The organism is Acidobacteriota bacterium (genome assembly GCA_028875575.1).
Lineage (GTDB): Bacteria > Acidobacteriota > Terriglobia > Versatilivoradales > Versatilivoraceae > Versatilivorator.
Map to the genome: position 1 here is coordinate 23,099 of JAPPDF010000081.1, position 17,356 is coordinate 40,454.

At 62.5% G+C, this 17,356-nt stretch carries 10 protein-coding genes; 7 read left to right on the top strand and 3 right to left on the bottom strand.

The genetic code is table 11. From position 1 onward, the window contains the following. Nucleotides 1–168 precede the first annotated feature (168 nt). The 7 genes from OXI69_12700 to OXI69_12730 all read left to right on the top strand — a co-directional run bounded on the left by OXI69_12700 (nucleotide 169) and on the right by OXI69_12730 (nucleotide 13,144). Entirely contained in the window at nucleotides 169–720 is a 552-nt protein-coding gene (locus OXI69_12700; protein ID MDE2667001.1) for a hypothetical protein, read from the top strand. Between the two features lies 1 nt (nucleotide 721). Next, nucleotides 722–2,932: an NHLP family bacteriocin export ABC transporter peptidase/permease/ATPase subunit gene (locus OXI69_12705; GenBank protein MDE2667002.1), complete on the top strand. Its 2,211-nt coding sequence runs from the start codon at nucleotides 722–724 to the stop codon at nucleotides 2,930–2,932. Between the two features lie 74 nt (nucleotides 2,933–3,006). Beyond that, nucleotides 3,007–5,862, top strand: a complete 2,856-nt coding sequence (locus OXI69_12710; protein ID MDE2667003.1) for an ATP-binding cassette domain-containing protein — start codon at nucleotides 3,007–3,009, stop codon at nucleotides 5,860–5,862. Nucleotides 5,863–5,889: 27 nt separating this feature from the next. Continuing rightward, nucleotides 5,890–7,191 (top strand): hypothetical protein, encoded by a 1,302-nt coding sequence (locus OXI69_12715; protein MDE2667004.1) that lies wholly within the window; start codon nucleotides 5,890–5,892, stop codon nucleotides 7,189–7,191. Between the two features lie 77 nt (nucleotides 7,192–7,268). Further along, complete coding sequence (locus tag OXI69_12720; GenBank protein MDE2667005.1) at nucleotides 7,269–9,665, top strand: fatty acid desaturase; 2,397 nt, start codon at nucleotides 7,269–7,271, stop codon at nucleotides 9,663–9,665. A gap of 32 nt (nucleotides 9,666–9,697) precedes the next feature. After that, nucleotides 9,698–12,016: a TOMM precursor leader peptide-binding protein gene (locus tag OXI69_12725; GenBank protein ID MDE2667006.1), complete on the top strand. Its 2,319-nt coding sequence runs from the start codon at nucleotides 9,698–9,700 to the stop codon at nucleotides 12,014–12,016. Between the two features lie 9 nt (nucleotides 12,017–12,025). Then, nucleotides 12,026–13,144 (top strand): hypothetical protein, encoded by a 1,119-nt coding sequence (locus OXI69_12730; protein ID MDE2667007.1) that lies wholly within the window; start codon nucleotides 12,026–12,028, stop codon nucleotides 13,142–13,144. Nucleotides 13,145–13,275: 131 nt separating this feature from the next. Here the strand turns inward: OXI69_12730 and OXI69_12735 are convergent, their stop codons facing one another. From OXI69_12735 to OXI69_12745, 3 genes are all read right to left on the bottom strand, one after another. Continuing rightward, nucleotides 13,276–13,527: an NHLP leader peptide family RiPP precursor gene (locus tag OXI69_12735; protein ID MDE2667008.1), complete on the bottom strand. Its 252-nt coding sequence runs from the start codon at nucleotides 13,525–13,527 to the stop codon at nucleotides 13,276–13,278. A gap of 345 nt (nucleotides 13,528–13,872) precedes the next feature. Continuing rightward, complete coding sequence (locus tag OXI69_12740) at nucleotides 13,873–15,735, bottom strand: family 10 glycosylhydrolase (GenBank protein MDE2667009.1); 1,863 nt, start codon at nucleotides 15,733–15,735, stop codon at nucleotides 13,873–13,875. Between the two features lie 35 nt (nucleotides 15,736–15,770). Continuing rightward, nucleotides 15,771–17,354 carry a hypothetical protein gene (locus tag OXI69_12745; protein MDE2667010.1) on the bottom strand — a complete coding sequence of 528 codons (1,584 nt, stop codon included), beginning with the start codon at nucleotides 17,352–17,354 and terminating at the stop codon, nucleotides 15,771–15,773. Between the last annotated feature and the right edge of the window lie 2 nt (nucleotides 17,355–17,356).

Below are 17,356 nucleotides of genomic sequence, written 5' to 3' on the forward strand. Positions count from 1 at the left end.
TACCTGAAGGTGCTGTAGGCACAACAAGCTACCACAATCCCGCAATCGTCGTCCTTGCACTTGACCTCGGCTCGGCGGGATTGCGTATAATTCGCTGAATCTTTCGCCCAAGCCGGATGAGATTTTCCTTGTCAGTGCTTGTTCTGCATGAGGTAGCTGCCCAAGGCCGTGTTCAATAATCCATTTGACTCATTTCACAATACGGTTGCCGAAGCCAAGGAAGAGCGCGAACAGCTCGACCGGCTGCTGACGATTTCCACACCGCGGGAACGTCTGCTGGTCTCCGTCGTCGGCCTGGCTTTTTTCGTCCTGGTGGCGTGGTTATTCTTCGGCAGCGTAGCCCGTAGCGTTGCGGTTGACGGTGTGCTGGTAGAGGCCGGCGAGAACCCGGTAGTGGGCAACCGGTCTGTGCGGGCGCTGGTCTGGGTTCGGAGCGACGTGGCGCCGCAGATCGAGGCCGGCATGCAAGCCGTGGTGAAACTGCCCGCGGCAGATGGAGAAGCGAAAACACTCGATGGACAGGTTGCGGGCATTGCCGCCGTACCCTTGTCCGATGGGCTGGCAGTCTTTGAATCCGCCGGACCGGCGTCTGTGCACCGCGTTGAAATCGCGCTCGATGAAGGCCTTGATATTGCTTCCCTTGCGGACAGGAAATGCCGGATCGTCATCCAACTCGGCAAGCAATCTCCCTTCGCACTTTTCCGAATGAGGCGAAATTAGGATGCCGCCGAGGGTCTCCAAAAGGCGAAGCAACAAGGCCGCGTCCGAGGTCTCCAAAAGAAGGATAACCACGCCAATTCTGTTGCAGATGCACGCATCGGAATGTGGCGCCGCCTGCCTTGGCAGCGTACTGGCCTACTTCGGTCGCTGGGTGCCGCTGACCGAACTGCGCGAGAAATGCGAGGTGAGCCGCGACGGTAGCAGCGCCGCCAGCATCTTTCGCGCCTCCAAACACTATGGGCTCCGCTGCAGCGGACTCAGCCTTCGCGCCAATCAACTGAAGAAGCTGCAGTTGCCCCTGATCCTCTTCTGGCAATTCAGCCACTTCGTCGTCCTCGAAGGGTTCGACGGCGACCATTTCCATCTCAACGACCCGTCCACGGGGCGGCGCAGGGTTCTCGCCGAAGAGTTCAACAAGAGCTACAGCGGCATTGCGCTGCGGTTCGAGCGGGGCGCCGATTTCAGACCCGGTGGCGAACGGCCCGGCTTGTTCGGGCAATTGGCCGGTTTGCTCGCCGGATCATGGAGTGTGCTCGCCTGGGTGATTGCCTGCGCGCTCATGCTGGCGTTGCTGGCGCTGGTTGTTCCCGCATCTCTCAGTGTATTCGTGGACGATGTTCTGCAAAGCCACGGGCCCTGGGGTGGGTTGGTGGCAGCGTTGCTTGGCGGCGGGATCCTGGTTTACATCCTGTCCCTGCTCAAGCACCGATTCCTGAAGCGTCTCGCCATCCGGATTTCCGTGATTGGCTTCAATCGTGGCATGTCACGGCTGCTGCGGTTGCCGGTGGAGTTTTTTCAACACCGGCTGGTCGGCGATTTGACCGATCGAGTTTCATCCACCGACAGAGTCGCGAAAAATCTGACGGACCAGTTTCTTGTGCTCGTAATCGACATGGCCATGAGCGCGGTCCTGCTCATCGCGATGTTTGCCTACGATGTCCTGCTCGCGCTGATCGTGCTGTCTCTGGCCCTGCTGCACGGATTGCTGGCCCACTTCCTGAACCGGCTCCGGACTGTTCGAAGCCAGGCGATGAGGCGCGAACAAGGATTGCTGATTGGCGTGGGCATGCAGATGTTGAGCCATGCCGACAACCTGCGCATGACCGGATCGGATGACCGGTTCTTCTCTCGCTGGAGCGGTCAGCAGGCGCGCGAACTGCAGGCGCGCCAGCTCGTTTCCGAACTGGGCTCTGTCAGTACGGCGCTTCCGGGCCTGATCACGACACTTCGCAGCGCGGCGGTCCTGGGCATTGGGGGAAGCCTGGTCATGACCGGGGACATGACCCTGGGGATGCTGGTTGGGTTCTATATCCTGGCCGAGATGTTTCTGGCGCCCGTGGGGCGATTTTTGGAGTTCGCCGACAAACGCCGGGCGCTCGAAACCGACTTGCAACGACTGGAGGACATCTTCAAGACGGCTGAAGACCCCGTTTTCAACCGCCGCAGTCCGGAAACGGCGTCAATCCCCACCTTCAATGGCCGGCTCCAACTTGCAGGCCAGCTCGAAATGCGAAACGTCTCCTTCGGTTTCAACAAGAGCCGGCCACCCTTGATCAAGGACTTCAACCTGGTGATCAAGCCGGGACAGCGAGTTGCCGTGGTCGGCCCCAGCGGTTCCGGCAAGTCGACTCTGGCGCGCCTGGTTTCGGGCATCTATCAGCCCTGGTCGGGCGAAATCCTGTTTGACGGCCATCCGCGGGAAGAGATTCCCGAGGAAGTCCTGCGGCGGTCCATTTCCATGGTGGATCAGGAAGTTGTGCTTTTTTCCGCGTCCCTGCGCGACAACATCACCCTTTGGAACCCGGCCGTTCCGGATACGGCCATCGTCGACGCAACGCGAGATGCCTGCATCCATGACGAAATCCTGGTCAGGCCACAGGGATATTCGACCCTGGTCGAGGAAGGCGGGGTGAATTTCAGCGGCGGCCAGCGGCAGCGGCTGGAAATTGCCCGTGCATTGGTGGGCCATCCGACGGTGCTCATTCTGGACGAGGCGACCAGCGCGCTGGATGCAGCCACGGAGGAACACGTCGACGAGGCCTTGCGGCGTCGCGGTGTCACCTGCCTGATCGTGGCCCACCGTCTGAGCACCGTGCGGGATTGCGACGAAATCATCGTGCTGGACGAGGGTGTCGAAGTGCAGCGCGGCACACACGACGAGTTGATTGCGGACCGGGATGGCGCCTATTACAAGCTGGTGAGGTCGGGCTGATGCCGGAATACAGGTCAATAGCCGAACTCGCGGGACGCTCCGGCACAACTGTGCCTTGCGCCGGCAACCTGCCTTTGAAACTCGACGACCCGGACAGCGTCTGGTTCATCGATCAAGGCGCCGTCAATCTCTTCCTGGTCGAGTTCAAGGACGGGGTGGAGCAGGCGGCGCCGCAGCACCTGATGCGCCGCCAACCGGGCCGGTTGCTGCCGGGTGTCGCACCGGACCAGCGAGACAACGACGACGACACCACGCTCAGCCTGATTGCCAAGGGATCGCCAGGCACGCTTCTGAAGCGCCTGCCGGCATCCTTGCTGTCCGAAGTTCATCCGGCAGAACTGGCGGAACAGATCGATACCTGGCTGACCGCCATGACCGACACCCTTTCGCGTTTTGCAGTCCGCCTTCCGCGACCGACCGCTCTGGCCGAACCCGGACTCACGCAGACCCTGGGCCCTTGTACGTTATCGGCACGGCGAGGCGTGGTATGGGTGTCGGAACCGCCGAGTGGCGCAAGCCTTTTCATGGACATGGTTGACCGGGCGGAGCTTGCCGAGGCAAGCGGCCCACGGGAAGCCATGATACCGCTGACGCGGACAGCCTGGCTCACCTTGTTCGACGAGGCAACACTCTCGGGCGAATCGACTGAAACACTGGCCAAGCAAGGCAAGCTGCTGCCGGCGCTCGCCTCCTTTCATTCGGTTGCTTTCGGCATGGAACGCCTCAACCGGCGATTGGCCGTGGTCGATAATGCCAATCTCGAACGCGCGCGCACAACCAGCCGCCACACGGCCGAAAAAGCCGCCCGGCAGCGGCTGTTCAATATTTATGACCTGCCGATGGACGGTGATGCCCGCGTGGAGGACACGGCTCTGGCGGATGCCCTGGAAATCATCGGCAGGTACCAGGGAATCGATTTCCGGATTCCAGTCCGTTCGGGATCTTCCGACTCTCCGGTGGGCCTGGTTGACGTTCTCGATGCGTCAGGAGTACGCGCCCGGCGGGTGAGATTCAGAGCCGAGGGCGCCTGGTGGCGCGGCGACAGCACCGCCATGCTGGCTTTCCGCGCCGAGGACGGCCGGCCGGTTGCGCTTTTGCCGGGAATGTTCGGACGCTACCGGGAAATCGACCCGATCAGCAAGCGCAGCGTTCGCATGACGGCCGATCGCGCCGGAGCTTTGGGGACGGAAGCCTGGATGTTCTATCGGCCATTGCCGTCGGGGAGCGCGAAGCCGGCAGACCTGCTGAGAATGGCTCTGCGTGGATCGGCCGTGGATATGGCGCGGTTGCTGATTGCGGGGCTTCCGGGAGGCCTGATCAAACTGCTGCCGGCACTGGCGCTAGGATTTGTCGCCAACCATATCGTGGCGGGTGGAAGCGCCGGAACGCTCTATGCCGTGGCCGTGACGCTGGCCGGGTTCGGTCTGCTCGGCGCGCTGCTGCACCTGCTTCAAAGCACAGCCATGATGCGGCTCGAGGGGAGCTCGGCCTCGCGGGTCGAAGCTGCCTTTTGGGACCGCCTCATGCGCCTCCCGCCAAGCATTCTGCGCCGCCACCCAAGCGGCGATCTGGCCATGTCGGGAATGACGTTCCAGAATCTTCGCGATGGCATACGAGAAATCGTCGCCGATGGCCTGCTGTCGATCATCTTTTTGCTTCCGGTTTTCGGCCTGATCTTCTTCTACGATTCCACCCTTGGGGTCATCGCTCTCATCTTCAGCCTGGCTTCCTTGCTGGTCAACCTGGCCCTTGGGTTGCGCCAGATTCCACCTTACGGGCGGATGATCAGCGCCACACGTCGCGTAGCCGGCCGGCTGTTCCAGATCGTAGGCGGAATCGCCAAGCTGCGGGTGGATGGCGCGGAAGGGTCGGCTTTCGCCATCTGGGCGCGGGATTATCGCGAGCAGAAACGGGCGGAGATTGAAGTCGGCGCACTGGAGGGACATTCGCGGGCATTCGGCGCCGCGCTCCCCTTTCTTGCCGGTGGGGTACTGCTTTTCGCGGTGGCTGCCGGGGACGGCCGCGGCGTCCCGGTCGGCGATTTCCTGGTCGTCTACATTGTATTCATCGCCTTCCAGTCCGCCATAGCCCGGCTGGGCGAGTCCTTCGGTACCGTTGCCGCCATGCTGCCGGCGTTCGATCAGATGCGTCCGCTGCTCGCCCCGGTTCCTGAAACCGAGGTCGAAGGAGAGCCGGTCGAATTTCTGGGCGGCGACATCCTGTTCGACCACGTTTCCCTTCGCTACGATCCCGACGGTCCTCTGGTTCTCGAGGATGTCACCATTCACGCCGGCCCTGGTGAATTCGTCGCGATTGCGGGCGAGTCGGGTGCGGGCAAGAGCACCCTGTTCCGCCTCGCGCTTGGAATCGACCGGCCATCGGCCGGCGCCGTGTATTACGATGGGCGTGATCTGAGGCACCTGAACCTGAAACAGGTGCGACGGAAAATCGGCGCGGTGCCGCAGTCGGTCGGACTCCATCCTCAGGACCTCTGGGACAACCTGGTCAGTCACCACCAGGAAGTGGCCACCGAAGAAGTATGGTCGGCGGTCCGGCTTGCCGAAATCGAAAAACAGATCAAGAGCATGCCCATGGGCATGATGACCATGGTCGGCACCAGCGGTGCCGTCCTTTCAGGCGGCGAGAGTCAGCGGGTCACCATCGCCCGCTCGGTGATCGGCGCCCCGCGAATCATGTTGCTTGACGAGGCAACCAACTGGCTGGACAACGAATGCCAGGCCAAGGTCATGCAGAACCTGGCTGCCCTGACCTCGACCCGGATCGTCATCGCCCACCGCTTGTCCACGCTGGAACAGGCTGACCGCATCTACGTGTTGCAGGCTGGAAGGGTTGTGCAAAACGGCTCCTTCAAGGAACTCATGGAGGTCGACGGGGTGTTCAGGGAGCTGGTCAAGAGGCAGATCGCCTGATCCGAAGTATCAGAGTGGAAGGCATCCATGAAAAAGGTCATCGAGGCAGCAGAATTCCTCGAAACCAGAGCTGGCGAAGACAACGAATTTCGAGCACGCCTGCTCGCAAGTCCGAAAGATGCCATCGAGCAGGAATTTGGGGTGACGCTGCCCGCGGACCACGAGATTCACGTGCACGAAGAATCCTATAACGCAACCCACCTGGTGCTTCCGCCGCCTGGCAAACTCAGCCGGGAAGAACGGGAGGAGGCCAGGACCGGCGCGGCCTCACTCGAATTTCTCAAAAAGACCATGCACGATCCCGCGCCTCCGATTCGTTCCCATGACCCGAAGCCGCAGGCTGCCGGGGTGCATTCCCTTGCACCCGAGGCACTCTCGAAAGCAGGCCGAGAGAGCATCCGCCGCGGTCTCGCATTCCTGGAATCCACTATCGACGACCATGGAGCCTGGCACTGCATCCGGTACAACGTAGCCAACCCCGATGTCCCACGGCATTTCGAAAAACCTCCGTTTGTATCGGCTCTCTGCGTGCTGGCGCTGAAAAGTTGCGATGAAGCGCGGGCCAAAGCCATGTGCGCGGCTACCAGGGCCTATCTTGTCAACACCATCGAGTATCCGGGATTCTGGCGCTACTACCGCCATCTACCCCAGGATCTCGACAGCACGACACTCTGTTCGCTGGTGATCGGAACTCACCCCTGGATTCTTCTTGGAAGGAACGTTCCGGGGATATTGGCCAATCGCGACAAGGAGGGTCGTTTCAAGACCTGGATGCTGGCGAAAGACGAACCCAATGTGGTGGCGACCTTTCGCTTCGAAGCCGACCCCGTGGTCAACGCCAATGCCATTGCCTACCTGGGCGACCACCCCGAAACCAGGCGTGCCCAACGATGGCTGGAGTCCTTGATTGCGGAGGATGGCCTGGAAGGCTCGTCGAAGTGGTACCCCGACACGGTCGCCATCTACTACGCAATCACCCGCGCCATGGTTCGCGTGCAGCCTGCCCTCGATCGCCTACGTCCCGTTATTGCGGATCGAATCCTGGGCTTGCGCGACCGGCAGGGAGAATTCGGCAACATCCTTCAGACCGCTCAGGCGGTGTCGGCGCTCCATAATGTCGGAGGGCTTGAAAGCATCGACGCCAGGCGCCAAGTGGAGAAGTTGACAGGTTCACAACGTGACGACGGTAGCTGGCCGGAGCTTCTTGCGTTTGGCGACCAGTCGCTGAAGTGGGGCGCGGCAGGGCAGATAGGACATGGCTCTGAATCCGTGACCTCCGCGTTTTGCGTCGAAGCTCTGGGGCGCCTCGTCGAAATCCTGGGAGCCTGAAGGATTCGCAGGTTACGACTTCCGATGGTAAGATGAACCTCCATCCAGGGAATCGATAGCCCAACAGAGACACTGCCATGCCGCAAGATACGGCCATGGGTAAAGGTTTGGGCCCGAACAAGGCCGACGTCACACCCTACATCGAGCCGTCAATTCGCAACGCCCTCCCGCACTATCTGCCACTGGGCATTTTCCCCTTGATTCTTGTCGCCGCCATCTATGGCGGCTGGTGGTTGTTGCCGGCCTTTCTCTTCATGAGCGTCGCGGGGCCGCTGGATCGCGCACTGGGTCTGGACGGGCGCAACATGGACCCGAGGAACACACCGGAACGCCGGCTGCTGTGGCACAACTTGCCGGTCTGGACCTGGGCGTTTCTGTGGCCACCGACCCTCATTTTCGGCCTCTGGCAAATCCTGGTCGCCAATCGGTTCGCCATCTGGGAAGACGTGCTCCTGGCGATCATCTTGACCATGGAAGCGCAGGCCGTATTCGTCGTCGGTCACGAACTGATTCATCGGCGTTCCGCCTGGGAACGGCGGCTCGGCGAATTCCTGCTCGCCTCTGCATCCTATCCGCAATATGCCACCGAGCATGTCTACATCCACCATGCCCAGGTCGGCACGCCCCATGACGTGGGATCGGCTCCAAAAGGAGAGAGCTTCTGGAGATATTTCCCCAAGGAAGTGGTAAGCAACCTCACCAATTCCTGGGAAGCCGTTCGACAACGCCTGGCGCGGCGACGTCTGCCCCGGTGGCACTACAGCAATCCCTTTTGGCGCTACGGCCTGGCGGTCGCCTTCTGGTATGGACTCGTGTTCTGGATGAGCGGGATCCTGGCGGTGCTGGTCTTTGCCTTCCTGGGGCTGAGCTGCGTCTTTTCCATGAAGATCAGCAACTACTTTCAACACTACGGTTTGCGCCGGGTCCGACTTCCCAACGGCCGCTGGGAAAAGGTGATGCCGCGCCATTCCTGGAGCGCCGACTGGAAGTTCAGCAACTGGATGTTCTTCAACATGCAGCGCCATGCCGATCACCATGCGGTGGCATCCCGCCACTATCCGCTGCTCCAGGTTCGCGGCGCCGATGAATCGCCGGAATTGCCGGGAACCTACGCCGACATGATGAACATCGTGCTGCGGCCGAAGCGCTGGTTCGAGAAAATGGATCCGTTGGTGGACCAGTGGCGCAAGCATTTCTATCCGGAAATCGATGACTGGAGCGCCTACGACAGCCCGATTTCCGCGGCCCGTCCCGACGCCTTCGAGGCAATCGTCGAAATCTTCGGCGCCGCCCCGCGACTCGCCAGATCGATCGAACGCAATCCGGAACTTCTCGACAACTTGCAGGACCGGGAGTTCACCGATCTCGACCTGCCGAAAGGATTCGGACCGAATCAGGAATACGAAACGATTGCCAGGCGCGGGCTTACCAGGCTTTATTGGACGCACGAAATGGGTGTCCGGGAAATGAAGGACCTGATCGCCGAACTGCCGACGGCCGATGCCGGGGAAAGCGCCGAAATCGTGCGAAACTGGTCCAACGACAAGGCATTTCAGGTCGGTATGCACCTCGTGCGGGGAAACCTGTCGCCGGACGAGGCAAAGACCGCGCTGTCCCATCTTGCCGAGGCTTCCATATCGACCGTGCTTGCCGCCGTGGTCGCGGATGTTGTCGACAAGGTCGGGCCGTTGCGGGCGGGTGGGGTGGCTGCCATATTCCTGGGCGATCTTGCCAGCCGGGAAGCCTATCCCGGAGTGGCGATCGACATGCTGTTCGTCCACGACGGACGGAAGATTGGCGAAAACGATCGTCTGTGCCGGCGCTTCCGACAAGCCCTGACCGACCTGGCAAAGGACAACCTCCTGTTCTCCCCCGTGCGGCCCGATTCGAATTCCCTTCTGGCGCTGCCGCTATCCGAACTGGCCGAGCATAGTTGCAGTCCTGCTTCCGGCAAGGTTCCCGTCCTGAGCAGGGCGCGCTGCGTGTTCGAGTGCGGCGATTCCGAAATCGGCCGCCGCTTCGGTGAAGCCCGGCGCGAAGCCCTGGCCGAATGCGGCGCCAACGAGTCTCTGATTGCCCGGTTGCAAGTGCCCTCGGAAGACCCCGCCGAGCCGGGCGTGTCCGCATACCTTCATATGCGCGGCGGGCTGGAGGATGTCGAAAGGGCCGCACGATACCTGCAGTTGAGGAGTAACGGAGCCGGTCTCGACGATCCGGCTCCGACCGCCGCAGCGGTGTTCAAGGGCGCCGGCTCCGAGCCGCTGGCTCAAGCCGCGGCCATGTGGCGGGACTTGCAGGGCATCACCAGCCTCATCGGCGAGAAAGGATTCGACCTGGCCGGGGCAAGGCCGAAGGTCAAGTCTCTTGTTGCCAACGCTTGCGGGCACGAGGATTTCGATGCGCTGGAGTCGCTGGTCACCGAAACCGCGTCCCGCGCTGCCGCCGAGATCGACAGGCTCCAGGCGCGCGCATGAACGCGCCGGCCGATCCGGCGCGGAAATCCCAGATGCCAGTCCGGACGGACACGGAACCCCGACAGGGAATATTGGTCAAGACGACCCCCGCGGACCTGGGTCCGGTCGAGCTTCCCGCTCTTACCCCCCATCTGCAATTCCACCCTGTCGGCGTACAGCAGACCCTGCTGGTTTCCGAATCGTTCAATACCCTTCTGCACGGCAAGCTGTACTCCGATCTGCTGCCGTTGCTCGACGGCCGGCGCCAGCAAGACACGATTGTGGCGGCGCTTGAGGGAGCCCACGCCGCCGCCGATGTTCTTGCCGCCATCGTTTCGCTCTCTGCCAAGGGCTATGTCGTCTCCGGCAACCATGGCATGGACCGATGCCGGGCGGCCTACTGGTCGTCGCTCGGCGCCTCGCCAGGCTGGGTCGAACAACGGTTGGTGGAATCGCGCGTCGCAGTTGAAGGTGACGACGGCCGCCTCATCCGGCATCTGGAAGCGAGCGGCGCCGGCATGGGGACCGGCGATCCCGGGCTCACCGTCATTGTCTGCGACGATTACCTCGGAGCAGGCCTTGGGGAAGTGAATCGGCGCCAGCTCGAGGCGGGAAAGCCCTGGACGCTGGTGCGGCCGCGTGGCATGGAAGCGCTGTTCGGCCCCGTCTTTCGCGCCGACGGACAAGGACCCTGCTGGGACTGCTTGGCTTTCCGCCTGCGCGGCCATCGGGAAGTTCACCATTTTTTGCGCAACGTTGCCGGCGAGGAGTCCGCCTTCAAGCCCTTCGCAACTCAACCCGCGGTTCTTGAAGGGCTGTACGGCTTGATCGCCGCGGAAATTGTCAAGTGGCTGGTGCTGGATGAGGCGGCCCCGATGGACCGACAGGCGATCGCGTTGAACGTCGGCACGTTCGCAAGTTCGCACCATCGGGTCATGCGCCGGCCTCAGTGCCCGACCTGCGGCGACGAAGGGATGCGCCGGCCGGATCGGCTTCCGGCCCCGCTGTGTCTGAAATCCAGTCCCAAGACCCATCGCAACAGCGGCGGCGCGCGCACGGTGGCGCCCGAAGTCACCCTGGCGAAATACCGCCACCTGGTGAGCCCGACCAGCGGTGTCGTCACCTGGCTCAAGCGTACTACCGATGAGACCGATCCCTGGCTGCATGTCTACTGGGCCGGCGCCAATCTCGGCATGAGAAGCCGGAGCCTGAGCTCGCTGAGGCGCAGTCTGCGCAGCAAGAGCGCCGGCAAGGGCAGCACACGAGAGCAATCCGAGGTCAGCGCCCTGTGCGAGGCGCTGGAGCGCTATTCGGGCGCCCGTCATGGAGACGAGATCCGCACCCGCAAGCGACTCGCCCAGTTCGCCGGGGGAGAAGAGGCCATCCATCCCAACGATGTCCAGCTCTTCAGCGACCATCAGCTTGACAACGCGGAGAGCATCAACGCCAAGGGCCACCCCTACAACATCGTCCCGGCGCGTCTCGATCCCGACGCCGCCATAGACTGGACACCGGTATGGTCGCTGACCCGGCAGCAGCATCGCTACCTGCCCACCTCCATGCTCTACAGCATGCCGGCCGAAGAGCGCGGTCCCTCGGACCTGGTCGCCGATTCCAACGGCTGCGCCGCCGGCAATACCCTGGAAGAAGCCATCCTGCAGGGCTTCTATGAACTGGCCGAGCGCGATGCCTTCGCCATCTGGTGGTACAACCGGCTGCGCGTGCCGGCGGTCGACCTCGTCAGCTTCGACGACGATTACCTGGCATCGGCCTCCGACTACTACGCCCGCTGGGAGCGGAGTCTATGGATGCTCGACGTCACCTCCGATATCGGCATTCCCACCTTGGTTGCGATCTCGCGCAGACCGGACGCCCAAACCGAGGACATCATCTACGGCGCCGGCGCCCACTCCGACCCGCGCATAGCGGCCCTGCGCGCCATTTGCGAATTGAACCAGTGCCTTACCTGGCTGCCGCGCCCCGGGAGGGGCGACGGGCGGCCCATGATCGACGATCCTCTGGCGCTTTGGTGGTGGAAGACCGCTAGACTGGCTGATTGCTCCTGGCTGGCGCCTTCGGCAGAAGAACCTCTCCGCCAGGCTTCGCAGTATTCGGCGATTGAAACGACGGACACGCGCGAAGACCTGGAATATTGCCGCGCGCTGGTGGAAGCCAGGGGAATGGAATTCCTGGTGCTGGATCAGACCCGGCCCGACATCGGCATGCCGGTGGTGCGAGTCATCGTTCCGGGCATGCGCCATTTCTGGGCAAGATTCGCGCCCGGGCGCCTCTACGACGTTCCGGTCACCATGGGCCGCCGCGGGCAACCTCTCGCTGAAGCCGATTTGAATCCCGCACCGGTAGTCGCATGAGCAGACGAAATGGATATTGACCAGGCAGTCACATTGACTCAGGACCGTCTCGCCCAAGAGGGCGACACCATGGGTGAATTGCTCGGGCACTTTCGGAACAGCATCTCGCCGATTCTTATCGGGGATCCGGAGTGGGACCGCATCCTCGACTGCGCCGGGAATCTTCCGATCGCATTGGGCGCCCTTCCCTTCGGTTTCGAGCTGCCGCTGCATGTACGCAGGCCCGAGGCGGACTTCGGCGTTTCAGTGGCCGGCGGAACCCGATCGGCGGCATTCTTCCGCGAGCGCGCACGGACCGACCGGAACGATGACACCGCCAGAGCGATCACCCGCCTTTTCAGGCAAACGGATGCCGAGACCTCCCCTCTGCGCGACATCGTCGGACGCAAGTTGATGCTGGAATACGACATCGGCTCGGCCCGGCAGGCTGAACGTCCGCTTCCGGGAATGTTCCTGCGGCCCGGCGAACGCCCGATTGTCGGAGGCCGTGGTCAGGTGGACGATGTCGGCAGGGTGGTTGACGCTCTCGTTTCCTGCGTAGGTTGGGAGAGGAATGACGCCGAGCGGGAGAACGTCGAGCGAGCTTACCGGGCGCAGCCGGGAGATACCCGCCTGGATTCGTTCGGCGTATTCCCGTCGCGCTCACGGTCAATCCGACTGGCGATCATGGGCTTCAAGGCCCAGCAGGAACTATGTGCCTACCTGGAAAAGACGGGTTGGCCCGGTCAACTCCCGGCTGTCGAATCCGTTATTTCACGCTTCAAGGAACGTGCGAATATCGTTAGGACCGGGGTGAATCTTGACGTGCGGGAAGAAGGTCTCGGTCCGACGCTCGGCCTGACGCTCATTGTCAAGCAGCGATATACAAAGGACTCACGCTACTGGCTCGACGGCCTGACCGACTGGGATCCCTTCCTGGATGCCCTGAGCCATGAGGACCGTGTCGTTCCGGAAAAGCTCGGGGCGCTGGCCGGCTGGGTTTCCAGACCGACGACGCTTTTCGGGAAGTCCGGGCGTTTTGTGCTGCTGCGCGGCATTCACCACATCAAGCTCGTGATATCCGGAAATCAGCTTCGAAAAGCCAAGGCCTACGTGTTCATGGTGCTTTCCGCAGCGGTCTCTTCCTGACGCGGGTAAAAGACAAACCCCCACCAGCCCCGCAATGCAACGGGAGTGATGGGGGTTCAGTTCAAGCTACGCAGGAATGCGGACTCGGAGTATTCCGCATCCAGCCCGGCACCTTCAACGGCAATTGGGACTTACCAGCAGCAACAAAGACCGGCTGAGACGGCCTCGAGCTGTTCCTCGGTAATGTTCGGATCCGGCGGCAAGGCGAGATGCACCGTCTGCATGTCGCTCTCGTGGACCTTGATGTTCATCGAATCGGGAATCGTGATGCCCAATTCCTCGCTGATGGTCGTCTTGGGGTCAGCGAGAAGCTGTTGCCTGAAATCCGCATCCAGGGCGGACTTCTCAACAATCTGCTGCAGCATTTGATCGCCGCTTCTCATGGCAATTCTCCTTCCGTTGTCTGTGACGAACGAGTGCCAGACAACGTCAAAGTGTTCACTGGCTGGTCACAACACATATATGCCGCAACTCTAACAAAAATATGCCGCATATTCAAGTCCGAAAAATGCCGAAAAATTCGGTCCGGTGTGCATCGGCTCAGGGCGAAGGGCCTTTTCAGCCTGGTGGTTTGGATGGAAGTTCCCTCCGCGGGCTACCATCCGGTGGGGTCGGCAACTCGTGACGGTGGGAATGGACAAAGCCCCTAGCCGTGCCGTGCCGATCATGGGGACGCTGGGCCCGCCTACGCGAGACGGAGATCCGGCCGCGGGCAGGATGAGAATAAGTCAACCCGGGGTCATGTAGGAAAGATCCCAGTCTCCGAGCCTGGTGAGAGTGCTTCCCGGGCGCTCCAGCCCGGGAGAGCCCTGGCGAACCCAGGACTGAAGATCCTCGCGTTGGCCCAGGCGCCGCAAGGCGTTCCAGGAGGTGCTGAAGTCGTTGCGGGAGTTTGTGTCCCAGAAGAACAGGTGGTCGATGCCCGCCTCGTAGAGGGCGTGAGCCCGTTTGCGGTAATCCTCCGCATCCACCTGACGCGGCATGAGGTTGAGCGCCAACCGGCAGGAGGTGCCTCGGGTGATCCGCTGAAAGAACCGAGCGTCGCCGGGGTCCATCCAGGAAACGGCGCCGCTGTTCAATCCCGTCACTGAGGTGTAGGGGATGATGGCGTCCACCAGTCCCTCCCGAACCCAGCCTTCCACGTCCATGGCGTAGTAGAGGTTCTCCTCCCGGCTGCTCATCACGATGGCCGTGACCTGGATCGGCTTTTCCCGGTTCTGCTCGCGGGCCGCCTCATCCATGGCCTGGCGGACCTCCCGCATGAACCGGGTCAGAAAGGTGGCGCGGTAGGAAAGCCAACGGGCGTCTTTCGGATCCAGCCCGGTTGGATCCATTCCGTACCGGGATTTGAAGCCCTCGACTACGGGAGGCTCGTATTCCACCAGCGGCGGGCGCCGATTGTAGAGAAGACAGACTCCGTCGACGGGATAACCGGCGACTTCCTGCAGGATGGAGACCACGAACCGCCGGACTTCCGGGTAGGCGTAGGAAAGGCGAGGAGTATTGCGACCCCGGCGATCCACCCCCCGCCACTCGGGATGGCGATCGTAAAACCCGCGACTGTTCCACTCCCGGTGCGGAACCGGGAAGTGGAACCCGGCCGTCCGGTAGGCGGCGTGAAACTCCAGGCCGGCCCCATGGCAAGCCTCCAGGGCCACCCGAAAGGGATCGATATTCTTCCGCCGCAGGGTGCGCCAGCTCTCCGCGGCCAGCCGGTCCCCGACCCGGTAGGGATCCTCGATCCAGTCGTCCGAGGGCATCATCCCGATCCTGGTGAAGTAGTTGCAGCGATCCCCGGAGGCGGCTTCCCAGTACAGCCTGGAGAAATCGGTGTGGCGAAAGGGCTCGACCTCACGCCGGATGTCGGCCACGCTGACGGGTCGAAAGGAGTAGTGATAGCTCCAGGCATCGTTGTGGGCCCAGAGCCGCCGGTTCTTGCCGCCTTCCCGCTCCTCCTTCAAGCGCCGGACTGCCTCCTCGGACAAGGGCACCAGCTTGATGTAGGCCACCCAGGCTCCGTGGGAGGGATTGCCCACCGAGCCGGGATCATCGGGGACCACCCGGGAGGTCCATTGCCCCATGACGATGTCCTGGCCCGTCAGGTCGGCCGCCTTCCAATAGACGTCGTCGACGCGGTACCTCCGGCTCGGATTCGAGCGGTGGGATATCAGGGAGAAGGCGCTGTCCGTCTTCAAGCGCACCAGCAGCCGGGTGTTGTCCTCGTTGTAGCCGTAGGATCGAATGCCGAAATAGATGGCGTGCCAACCCTTCCGGTCCAGGGGACAAGTTACCGGAGGCGCCGCCGTGTTCTGTCCGGCAACCAGCATGGTCCCTTTCAATCGATCGGTCTGGTAGTCCAGGAGTCTCCAGCGATTTCTCCGTGGTTTGCGGGAAAGCACCGACGCCGGCCGGCAACGCCCCAGGTCGGTGAGGTAGATCGCTTCTCCCGATTCCGAGGAGGCTGCCGCGGACCCGGGTGGCGCAGCCTTCAAGGACGACAGGGCCGCGGAAGCGCCCGATACCATGGCCGCTGCCTGCAGGAACTGGCGGCGGCCCACTGTTCCCCGCCCGGGGGCGTCTTGGCTGTTCATGGTGGCGGCGATAATATCGAGCGGGGGTTCTGCGGTCAATGGTAGCGGACCCAGAGCTCGACCTCGGTCAGCTCCAGCTTGGCCGTGACCATGGGATTGCGTTTTTTGAGGAAGAAACGGACTTCGTTGCTGCCGGGCTGGGGGTAGGGGCCCTCGGTCAGGTCGATCTCGATCCAGCGCTCGCCGAAGGCCACCGGGTCGGCCTGGCAGCGATGCCGGTCGCGGGGAATGGGCGCTCCGTTCAGATGGACCTCCCACTCGTCGCTTTCCGGGGTGATTCGGGGAACCCCCAACTTCAGGCCAACCTCCTTGACCAGCCCGGAGGCTGCTGCCGCCGGGAGGTCATCGCCCACAATCAGGGAAACGGAATGGCCGCCGGCCCGGGTGTCCAGCGTCCTGGGAATCTGCCTTGGGATGTCGGCAAGGTCGTGCCTTGCGTTGGGCAGCAGGAAGTAGTGCTTGTCCCGCAGCCGGATGCCCTCGGGGTCGCCGATCTCGCGCAGGATCCTGCGGTCGTCCTGGCAGAGGGGGTGGGGTCGATGGTTGAAGAAGTTGTAGAGGTAGAGGCTGTCCACCCCTGCCTGCCAGTACCTGGACGCCGCCGCCCGGAACTGCTCGTCGCTCACGTCCATTCTCTGCTCCAGGCAGGGCGCCACCGTAATGGAGGTGCCGGAGGCCAGCTCCAGGAATTCTTCCACCGGGACCTCCATGTTGAATCGAATGTAGTGCTTGGGCACGACCGAATCCACCAGGCCTTCCTCGACCCAGGCCCGCACGTCCAGTCCGATCTGCAGGGCCCCTTCCAGGGTCCTCGGCACCAGCACCTGAAGCTGTAGTTCCCTGCCCTTCTCGCGCGCGATTTCCTGCATGCGGCGGCGCACCTTCCTCACGAATTCCGTCATGACGGGAGCCTTGCCGCGGGCCTCCTCCGGCTTGAAATAAAAGGGGTGCCTCAGAAAGTCGAGCTCGAAGCCCTCGATGTCATAGCGCTGGCAGGTTTCCTCGATGATGGCCAGGTGAAAGTCGTGGATCCGGCTGTGGGAGAAGTCGAAGAGATGCCTGGAATAGTGCTTGGAATTGCCGCCGATCCGCAGTTCCGGATGCTGGTGCCAGAAGGTTCCGGTCCAGAAGTTCTTCTCCGGTCCCTCCCTGGAGTAAGCGAAATGGGCATCGTTCATGCGCTGCGAAACAAAATACTGAAGCCCTCGCTGGTGAGCCCGATCGCCCAGCACCCGCACCGGGTCATTCCCCTGCTCCACCAGGTGGCGGGCGTTCTCCCCTCGTCGAAAATCGGCGGCGCTGGAGTACTTCCCCTTGGCCAGGTCCCAGGCCCTTTCGCCCACCTTGGTGTCATGCAGGAAGACCCGCGGGAGCACCAGGCAGTAGACGTAGCGGTCGACCGGGGTTCCCGAGAACTGGTCCACCAGGTCGGTGAGCTCCTCCACCTTCATGGGGTAGCGGTGGGGGATGAACACCACGCTGTTGCCGTCGTCGTTGTAGATCAGGCGCGGCTTGCCGGTCTTGCTCCGAGTCGTGCGCCCGGCGCCCGGAGTCGGGGCCGCCGTAAGCAACCCGGCGGCTCCGGCGCCGACCTTGAGAAACTGTCGTCTTGTGGCCATGG